Raw genomic sequence first — 10443 nt, 5'->3', positions numbered from 1 at the left:
CATATGAATAAAATACATTTATGTTGTTGACAGATCGGCTCATAATGTATAAAATTTTAATGTTGATTAGAATTGCAGGAGGTATTTTATGTCGACCAAATATATTTTTGTAACAGGAGGGGTGGTATCGTCTCTTGGCAAGGGCATAACTGCGGCGTCCCTTGGGCGTTTGTTAAAGAGCAGGGGAGTAAAGGTATCCATACAGAAGTTTGACCCTTATATAAATGTAGATCCCGGAACCATGAGCCCGTACCAGCATGGGGAAGTATTTGTGACTATAGATGGAGCTGAAACTGATCTTGATATAGGCCACTATGAGAGATTTATAGATGAGAATCTGACAAGGAATAGCAATATAACCACCGGTAGAATATATGATGCTGTCATATCGAAAGAACGCAGAGGGGACTATTTAGGTGGAACGGTGCAGGTTATTCCTCATATAACCAATGAAATAAAGGAAAAAGTCTATAAAGTAGCTAGGGATTCCAATCCGGATGTGATCATAACTGAAATAGGGGGCACGGTAGGTGATATAGAAAGCTTGCCTTTTTTAGAAGCTATAAGGCAGATCAGAGCGGATCTTGGGCCTGATAATGTGATGTTTATACATGTAACTTTAGTGCCTTTTCTGGAGATGGCAGGAGAGTTAAAGACTAAGCCCACCCAGCACAGTGTGAAAGAACTGCGAAGTATAGGTATACAGCCGGATATAATAGTATGTAGATCCCAAAAAAATCTATCGGATGAAATGAAGGATAAGATTTCTTTGTTTTGCAATCTAAAGCGAGAAAATGTGATTCAAAATCTTGATGCGGAAACGATCTATGAAGTTCCTATATTGTTGGAAGAAGAAGGTTTAGATGACAGAGTAATAGAGAGATTAGGCCTAGAATGCAAGCAGAGGGATTTGAAAGAATGGAGAGCAATGGTTAGAAAGCTTAAATCCCTAAACCGGTCGGTGACTATCGGTTTAGTAGGAAAGTATGTTGAGCTACATGATGCTTATCTGAGCATTGCAGAGGCTCTCACCCACGGAGGCATTGTAAATGATGTAGAAGTAAAGATAAAGTGGGTACATTCTGAACTTATAAATGAGTTTAATGCAGAGGCATACCTGGACGATGTAGATGGAATATTGGTGCCGGGAGGGTTTGGAGATAGAGGCGTAGAAGGTAAAATAGCAGCTGCAAGATATGCCCGGGAAAACAAAGTGCCTTTCTTTGGTATATGCTTGGGCATGCAATGTGCAGTCATCGAGTTTGCAAGAAATGTATTGGGACTAGAACAAGCAAACAGTACAGAGTTTGATCAGGATACCCCACATCCTGTAATTGATTTGATGATCGAACAGAAGGGTATAGATAGAAAAGGGGGAACGATGAGATTAGGCCATTACCCTTGCAGCTTGATAGAAGGATTTAAAACAAAGGCTGCATATGACAAAGACTTAATTAACGAGAGACACAGACACAGGTATGAATATAACAACTCATATAAAGAATCCATGGAAAAGGCCGGATTAAAGGTTGCCGGTGTTTATAGAGAGAAAGATCTTGTGGAAGTAGTTGAACTAGAGGGACATCCGTGGTTTGTAGGTGTGCAGTTTCATCCTGAATTTCAGTCAAGACCTAATAGACCTCATCCATTATTTGTAGATTTTGTAAGACATTCAAAAGCCATGGTAGAAAAGAAACAAAAGTAGGAGCAGGTAAAGTTACCTGCTTTTTCCATGGACCTGATTCCCAGTTTACATAATTCATAATACACCCATAATAAAAATATACAAATTTAATATTATATTATTGTTGAATATAGATGATTAATATTATTTTAGCGCAAATTAATAAAAAATTTACAACTCTATGCAGGATTATCAATGATATTTATAGAATAGTAGATTAAAATAAAGTAAATTGAATTTATCGTTTGTAAAAGGTAAATAGGGGTGTTTAAGAATATGAAACGGGAAAACCAAATAAAGGTTGCCGTTAAATGCGCTTTTTGCGGCAAACTGGATTTAAAAGATATATCGCTGTTTGATTTTTCAGGAACTAGGAAACTATATAAAAGATGTAGTTGTGGGAATTTGTTGTTTATTATAAGGACTTGGAATCATAAAAGATACGACATAAAAATAAATTGTTTAGCATGTGGGAATTCACATTATTATACTAGAAATTATAAAGATTTTTGGACTGTTCCCGCCAATATAATAAAATGTCCCAACAAGGATATTGAGATAGCTTTTATAGGGGCGAAAGACAGCATCTATAAATGCATAGATTATTATGAAGAAAGGCTGAGCAGGATATCAGACGAATCCTTTGGAGAATATTTTAGCAATTCTTATGTGATGTATGAAACTTTTAACAGAATACAGGATATAGCCGATAAAAACAGATTATACTGTCATTGTGGTTGTTCGGATTTTAATATAAACCTGCTGAAAGACAAAATAAGGCTGTTGTGTCGTAGGTGTGGAAGTATAGGCATTATAAATGCAGGCAACAATCAGGATTTAAACTTGCTAAAAACAAAAGATTATATTATAATTGGTGAGGAAAATGTAGAAATTATAAAATAAACTGAGAAAGTTGTGGTATAATAAGCAAGAGTTAAATAAAAGCCGGGAGGAGATTGCAATGTTAGTTAGCGGAGCACAGTTGCTGAAGCATGCAGATGAAAATAATTATGCTGTAGGGGCCTTCAACACTAATAACATGGAAATAGTACAGGCTATAATAGAAGCGGCGGAGGAAGAAAGATCTCCCGTTATATTACAGGCAAGTCAGGGAGCTTTAAAGTATGCAGGTATAGATTATATAATGGCTATGGTGAAAGTGGCTGCTGAAAAGGCATCAGTTCCTGTTGTGATGAATTTAGACCACGGGACAGATTTTAACCAGGTTATGATGTGTATAAGATATGGGTTTACCAATGTTATGTTTGATGGTTCAAAGTATCCTTTAGAGAAGAATATAGAAATTACTAAAAAAGTTATAGATGTAGCACATGCAGTGGGTGTTTCTGTGGAAGGTGAACTGGGGAAAATTGGCGGTGTAGAGGATAACGTAGTGGTAGCGGAAAAAGATGCTACATATACTGATCCGGAAGAAGCGGTAACTTTTGTTAAAGAAACAGATGTTGATTCTCTTGCGATAGCTATCGGTACTGCCCATGGTGCATATAAAGGGCAGCCCAAACTGGACTTTGACAGGTTGAAGACAATAAAAGGGCTGGTTAACATACCTATAGTTCTCCATGGAGCATCTGGTATAGATGATGATAGTATCAGAAAGGCAATAGAGCTGGGAGTTTGCAAGATAAACATAGATACTGAGATAAGGCAAGCCTTTACTAAAGGCGTAAAACAAGTCTTAAAGGATAAACCTGAAGAGATTGATCCTAGGAAGATACTCGGACCCGCTCGAGAAGAGATGAAAAATATAGTAAAGACTAAAATGAGATTATTTGGATGCTCGGGTAAAGCATGAGGCAAAAATAGCTATTTGATATATAAAAGTATAGAATTTTATTGTTTCTTGAAGTCCAAAAGATCCCTCAGAAGGGACTTTTGGACTCACCTTATGTCATCTATTTTCCTTTCCAGATATAAAATTCAATCTAAATATGTATTAGTATGATAAAAATGGAAATAATAATACTGGAAATAACAATACTGTTGCCTACCTTGAGATATCTTTAAATTTAAAATTTAAAGAAGGTCTACCTTTATTTGCCTATTTTAGAATTAATTAAGAAATAAGAAAATTGAATAAATTTATGTCTGATTTTAATTGATATCAAAACATGAGAGGAGAGAATGATTTGTTATTGGAAGAATTGCAGGGCAAAAAGTTGCCCGAACTTAGAAGTATAGCAAAAGATTTGTCTATTACTAGCATTACAAAATACAGAAAAAGTGAACTTATAGAAAAGATACTGGAAAAGAGCAGAGGCGAAAAGGTAGATGGCTATAAAAAAGATATGAAAGGCGCGGAAAAACAAGTTGATGATAAGAAGGATGATGTAAAACCTAAAAGAAATTATTCAGGAGAGGAAAATATTAAAGATAAAAAGAAATTGTTTATACCAGACTTGAAAAATGATGATAACCGTATAGAACAGGGAGTTTTAGAGGTGCTTCCAGATGGATATGGTTTTTTAAGATCTGACAATTACCTACCCGGTCCAAAAGATATATATGTATCACAATCCCAAATAAGACGGTTCAGCCTAAAAACCGGAGATCTGGTCGCTGGTACCACTAGACCTCCAAAGGATGTGGAAAAATATCAAGCACTTTTATATGTAAACTCCGTTAATGGAGAAAATCCTGAAAATGCTACTAGAAGAACACCCTTTGAATATCTTACCCCTATTTATCCTAAACAAAGATTTACCCTGGAAAACAGAAAAAATCCAAAAGAGCTTTCCACTAGATTGATAGATCTGATTGCACCTATAGGAAAAGGACAGAGAGGTTTGATAGTCGCTCCCCCAAAATCCGGGAAAACCACTTTATTGAAGAAAATAGCCAATTGCATAACAATAAATTATCCTGATATAGATTTGATAGTTTTATTGATCGATGAAAGACCAGAGGAAGTTACTGATATGAAAAGGTCTATAGATGGTGAAGTAATATATTCAACATTTGACGAGCTGCCTGAACATCATACTAGAGTGGCTGAGATGGTCATAGATAGAGCTCAACGTCTTGTAGAACATAAAAAAGACGTTATAATATTGTTGGATAGTATAACCAGGCTGTCTAGGGCATATAACCTTACTATCCCTCCATCGGGAAGAACTTTGTCAGGCGGATTGGATCCTGGTGCACTGCATAAGCCCAAGAAGTTTTTTGGAGCTGCAAGAAATATAGAAGAAGGCGGAAGCTTGACCATAATAGCTACTGCACTGATAGAAACTGGCAGCAGGATGGACGATGTAATATATGAGGAATTTAAGGGAACAGGGAACATGGAGATACACCTGGATAGAAAACTTTCTGAAAAAAGGATATTCCCGGCTATAGATATCTATAAATCCGGTACTAGAAGAGAAGAGCTGCTGTTGACACAGGCAGAATTGGAAGCAGTATGGACCATAAGACGAGCCATGAGCTCCATGGGAACTGCAGACGTAACTGAAAGGCTTATAGAGCAACTGCTTACAACATATTCAAATGATGAGTTTATAACAGATATAATGAAAAACTTGTAATTCATACGGAGGTATATAATTGAATATAAATGTATTCTCTACTGCACTAGATATTGTCGGTGATAGATTAGATGGTAAAACTGCTATAGTTATAGACGTTTTGAGGGCTACTTCCACTATCATTCAGGCTTTGGACAATGGCTGTAAAGGTGTTATTCCGGTGAAGCGAATTCAAGATGCCTTTGAGAGAGCAGAAAGACTAGGTAGGGAATGTTGTATTTTAGGTGGTGAAAGGGGATGTAATAAAATAGACGGATTTGATTTGTCCAACTCCCCCCTAGAATACACGCATGACAGTGTTGCCGGGAAAATTGTGATAATAACTACCACCAATGGTACCAATGCAGTCATTGGAGCAAGGGATGCAGAGATAACATTGATAGGAGCGATGATAAATTCTGAGGCTGTTGCTCGCCGCTGTGTCCGTGAGAATAGGGATATAGCAATAATTTGCGCGGGTACCCACGGACGTTTTTCCTTAGATGATATATCAGCGGCGGGAGCTATAATAGACGACATATTAAAATATACAAATGGCCGCGCAATACTAGACGACCTGGCGATAAACTGCAGCTATATTTATAGACACAACAAAAATAATATCCACCAATTTCTAAAAACGACCCAGCATTATAAAAGATTATCAAGTCTAGGTTATAGCCATGACATAGATTTCTGTTTTAGAAAAGATACAACAGATACAGTACCTTTTGTTAAAAATGGAATGATTATATCATGATACAACACAAGGGGACAGTCCCTCTGTGCAGTTGTTTTTAACTGCACAGAGGGACTGTCCCCTTGTGTTGAGCTAGTTAATACCAAAATGATGGTTTCAATTTATTGTGAAGGTAGATGAAGTACCTGTATAGGGATATATTTTTTTATTCCATCCGTTTTTATAGTTACCGTAGTGAACTATCCTGTATGTACCAGGCAGGGTATTTTGTGGTATATTCCATTCGATGGTAACTTGAGATGAACCCCATACAGGATCTATTCTTTTCCACCTATATTTAGTATTCCAATCCCAATCATTAGCTATAGTAATCCATTGGTCTTCCTCTAATCTTTGTACTTCAAGATAAGTGGAACCGATCTTTAAATCATTTTTAGGATGAGCTCCCCAGAATGTTACTGTAACATCATCGCCTTCGGAATAGGAAGCTTGAACATCTACAACTATATCGCCGAATTTTTTACCGGTAGGTGTATTATCCAACACTACTCCTGTTTGGAAATTCATCTGTTTATTTGTAAGGTCACGGGGTATAGGTCCGCTATCTATATCCTCCCCGTTCTTCATAGCCGCTGCTAGTTTTGAGAATTCCTGAATATATGCTGAAAGGGTCCAAGGACCGAAAATAGTCGATGCTCCTTCGTAATGCTGTAAATCATATTCTTCCTTAGTTGCAACATAATCAGAATATGCATTGGAAGGCCCGGCCAATACACATACCCCATTACTATCTCCAAATATTGATTGCACCTTTTCTGTCAGTCTCCTGCCTGACATTGTTGTGAATTCTGCTGGGACAGCAACAATTTTCAGCTGTCCTATTTTGACTATCTGTACAGGTAGGACTTCAGGTGTCCATGGATAGGGCTTTGCCTGTGATGTTGCAAAAAGTATTGGTTTGGGTTGATGGGGAGGCCATAGCCAAGGATAATTGATTCCCATAATTGTATTAAACGGCGGTACTAGGCTTACAAATTCTTGGGCGATTTTCACTGTATTTTTGCCATCAATTGGATAGTCTTCGGTTGTCATGCCTTCATAGAAAGAGGGGACTCCGCTTGGCCCATCTTCAGCGCCTGTGGCAAATGAATAGCCTATAGCAGCAGGGGCAGTTTCGCGATCTTCCCCATCTGCGTATTCCGGTGTCACCTTGATACAAGAGAAATCTACAAACTGATGTCTGAAATCCACTGAACCTGTGATTTTGTCAGTGGCAGAATCTGCTAGTTCAAGTGCCTTTTCAAACTGTTTACGACCAGCATATTCCGTACTCTCAAAATCATTATCTCCATAGCCATCTTCGCCGCCGTATATGTTTGGGGAGGAGTCACCACAATTGCTCTGAGCAAAGGCTGCAACAAAGGTTTTGTCGGCAGAATAGTCGGTGTTTTTATATTTTTCATACAAATAGGATGCATAACCTTTATTATCTCCACTGATCAATTGATTATCCTTTCCCATGGAGGTGCAGTGAATGGGGAACCAGTTTATAATGCCGATTTCCTGGCCTGATAGATTTTCAAATTTGATAACTGTCATGGTTTTGTCAACGTCATGGGAATATTTAGACCTTTCATCGGCGGGATTATTCATATATGCTTGGGGCGAACGGTTTATTGTGACTCCATCAAGTTGACTGCTGTTTAATTTTATATAACCCGGCTCCAGATTGTCATGAGCCTTTTCAATGGATTGACATATCCCGTCTACAATGCAATTGAAGTTTTCTTTTATAAAGCCCATAATAGTAAAATTATACAGGGCGTAATGTGAATAACCTCCAGGTCCGCTGTGTGTATGGGTAGCATTCAGCACAACGTTTTCTTGGGTATACAGATTGCCATATTTATTGTTTAAGTTTTCTATCACCTTTTGTTTTACTGCCTGAGTTATGAAAGCCAGATCAGCAGTGACAACCACTACTCTTTTAGCGCTGGATGGGTCCTCAACGATGAAGGCTCTGGACCACAATCTGGTATGAATTCCTGCTGTTATCTGATCCATGGATGCATAGCCCATCATGCGTACCTCTGCAGCAGGCCCGGTTATATCATGTATGCCTGACCCGATGTTGTAAACTCCTTGATCAGAATTGTCTGCAAAAACAGAAGTAGATGCCATTGATTGAAAACAAAGGAGTGTTGCAATCAATACAGTTAGGTAAAACCATTTGGGCATTCTCTTTTTTACTTCAGTTTTCATTTAAAAACCCCCTCTTTTAAAAATAATTCAGAAAATTTAGAATGAGCTAGCTTGAACTGACACGTTTTATATAAAGCACCTCCTTTCTTTTCTGGTGGTTTATACCAAGGATTGTCCAGCTTAAGATATCAAATTTTTTATAACTGAGTTTATATATTCAAAAATTATTATGTTAATTGCTAAAGGTAATTTTTTATTGAAGGAAGGATATAGACTCTTCGTTTATGGGAATTGAGAACACATAAAGATTGTATAGAAGAGCACAGGAGAACCGTCCCCCTGTGTTGTTGCTACCTATATTTTTATTATTAATTAATCTAAATGTATTCTACTACATCTTTACACTCAAGTCCATAAAAGTTATTTTTTTAACAAATATTTTGCTCAGCTTTGTGTGAATACAATTATTTTAATGAAGAAAGCATTTTTTTTGTATGTATGTACGATGAAAATGGATAAATAAGTATATATAATAATGATATACCCTAAATTTCAATTCAAAAGGAATGATTGATATGACAATCAAAATTGTTACTCTAGTAGAAAATTCTATGGGTGAGAATCTTTCCCTGAAAAATGAACACGGTTTGTCCATTTTGATAGAGTCCGACAACTACAAAGTTCTATTTGATACCGGGCAGAGTGATAAATTTTTAAAGAATGCAGGTATGTTGAATATAGATATGAATGATGTTACCCATGTTGTATTGAGCCATGGACATTATGACCACAGTGGAGGCTTTAGACAGCTGACAGGCGCTATTGGAAATGATTTTAGATTGTTTGTTACACCAGAGTTTTTCAACAAAAAATATGCGTATAAAGATAGATCATGGCAATACTTGGGTAGTAATTTTGACCAAAGCTATTTGGAGAAACAAAATATAGAAGTCTGTTATATGAATGGAGATGTGCAACAAATTGCACCCAATCTGTTTGCTGTTAAAAACTTTGAAAAAGTGTCCGGGTTTGAAAAGATAAATGAAAGATTTTATGTCTGTTCAGACGGAGAATATTCAATAGATGATTTTAGCGATGAAATAGCTCTTGTAATAAAGAGTACCAAAGGATTGGTAGTGTTGCTAGGTTGCTCTCATCCGGGAGTTGTAAATATATTGGATACAATTGTTAAACGGTTTGAGCAGCCTATATATGCTGTGTTAGGCGGGACTCACTTGGTAGATGCTGATCAGGACCGAATCGATAGGACTATAAATTATTTAAAAGAATTAAATGTGCCCTTACTCGGCATCTCTCATTGTACCGGACAAAGAGCAGTGGAGGATTTGCTGGAACAGGAAATTCCGTTTTTTGTAAATTCTACAGGGAGCAGTATAGTGATTGAAGAATAGATAGTATGTGTTAGGAAAATATAAGCTTGATAGGATTAGAAATAGGAGGATTTTATGAATCTTCATGAAATAGCTCAAAAGATTGTGGATGCTACTATGGAGGTAATCGATAATCGCAACATCAATATAATGGATTGCGATGGGTTTATTATTGCTTCGGGGGAACAGAGCAGGGTCAATACTTATCATAAGGGGGCAGATGATGTAATAAAATCGGACAAATGTATAGAAATATATCCAGAGCAAGTAAAAGATTATCCCGGTGCAAAAGAGGGTGTCAATATGCCCATAAATGTATTGGGAAAAAGGATAGGAGTAGTAGGGGTATATGGGCATCCAGATGAAGTCAGGATTGTAGCTAAACTGGTAAAAAGATCAGTAGAATTAACATTTGAGCAACATTTAATATCAGAACAGGTAAAACTGGTAAAGGATTTGAAACAGCAAATAATTAGAAAACTTATTTACGGCCAACCTGAAAAAAATGAGGAGGAAATTCTCTGTCTGTGCAAAATCATAGGAATTGATATCAAAAAAAAGAGATGTGCAATAATACTCGAATTGATAGAAAGCACGGTTGAAGATTCCTTAAAACTTCTAAAAGCTATGAACAACATAGAATCTTTTTTAATTGATCATCGCTATATAGATGAACAAGATTTTTCAGCAATTATAAACCGATACTATATCATCTTCAAAGAGATTCCCGCTATAGGCAATGAGCAACAAATTTTAAATCGGATAAGTCAAGATATATACCAAAACTGTGGATATCAGGTAAAAATTGCAATGGGCAGTTTCCATCAAGGTATTTCAGGTTATCAAAAATCCTATTGGGAAGCTAAAGATTTATTGAAGATAGGGGATAAACCCATAAAGAATATTGCAGATTTAGATATGCAGGTAGAGTATCTTTTAAGA

General features: G+C 36.8%; 8 protein-coding genes. 7 read left to right on the top strand and 1 reads right to left on the bottom strand.

All coding sequences use genetic code 11. The features are described from left to right. Positions 1-88: 88 nt before the first annotated feature. From PHP06_09340 to PHP06_09320, 5 genes are all read left to right on the top strand, one after another. Entirely contained in the window at positions 89-1705 is a 1617-nt protein-coding gene (locus PHP06_09340) for a CTP synthase (GenBank protein MDD3840756.1), read from the top strand. A gap of 255 nt (positions 1706-1960) precedes the next feature. After that, positions 1961-2587: a hypothetical protein gene (locus tag PHP06_09335; protein MDD3840755.1), complete on the top strand. Its 627-nt coding sequence runs from the start codon at positions 1961-1963 to the stop codon at positions 2585-2587. A 58-nt stretch (positions 2588-2645) separates the two neighbouring features. Further along, complete coding sequence (locus PHP06_09330; GenBank protein ID MDD3840754.1) at positions 2646-3497, top strand: class II fructose-1,6-bisphosphate aldolase; 852 nt, start codon at positions 2646-2648, stop codon at positions 3495-3497. A 340-nt stretch (positions 3498-3837) separates the two neighbouring features. After that, positions 3838-5229: a transcription termination factor Rho gene (gene rho, locus PHP06_09325; protein ID MDD3840753.1), complete on the top strand. Its 1392-nt coding sequence runs from the start codon at positions 3838-3840 to the stop codon at positions 5227-5229. 19 nt (positions 5230-5248) lie between these two features. Then, positions 5249-5968: a 2-phosphosulfolactate phosphatase gene (locus PHP06_09320; GenBank protein ID MDD3840752.1), complete on the top strand. Its 720-nt coding sequence runs from the start codon at positions 5249-5251 to the stop codon at positions 5966-5968. A 96-nt stretch (positions 5969-6064) separates the two neighbouring features. On the opposite strand, the gene PHP06_09315 is transcribed toward PHP06_09320, so the two are convergent. Then, positions 6065-8170: a neutral/alkaline non-lysosomal ceramidase N-terminal domain-containing protein gene (locus PHP06_09315; protein MDD3840751.1), complete on the bottom strand. Its 2106-nt coding sequence runs from the start codon at positions 8168-8170 to the stop codon at positions 6065-6067. A 515-nt stretch (positions 8171-8685) separates the two neighbouring features. On the opposite strand from PHP06_09315, the gene PHP06_09310 reads away from it, so the two are divergent. Continuing rightward, positions 8686-9522, top strand: coding sequence for an MBL fold metallo-hydrolase (locus tag PHP06_09310; protein MDD3840750.1), 837 nt, complete (start codon positions 8686-8688; stop codon positions 9520-9522). Positions 9523-9576: 54 nt separating this feature from the next. Further along, the coding region (locus PHP06_09305; protein ID MDD3840749.1) for a sugar diacid recognition domain-containing protein at positions 9577-10443 on the top strand (867 nt) is incomplete at its 3' end.

The organism is Clostridia bacterium, assembly GCA_028698525.1.
Taxonomy (GTDB): domain Bacteria; phylum Bacillota; class Clostridia; order JAQVDB01; family JAQVDB01; genus JAQVDB01.
Note: the sequence above shows the minus strand (reverse complement) of the source record. Positions and strands in the feature narration are given on the sequence as shown.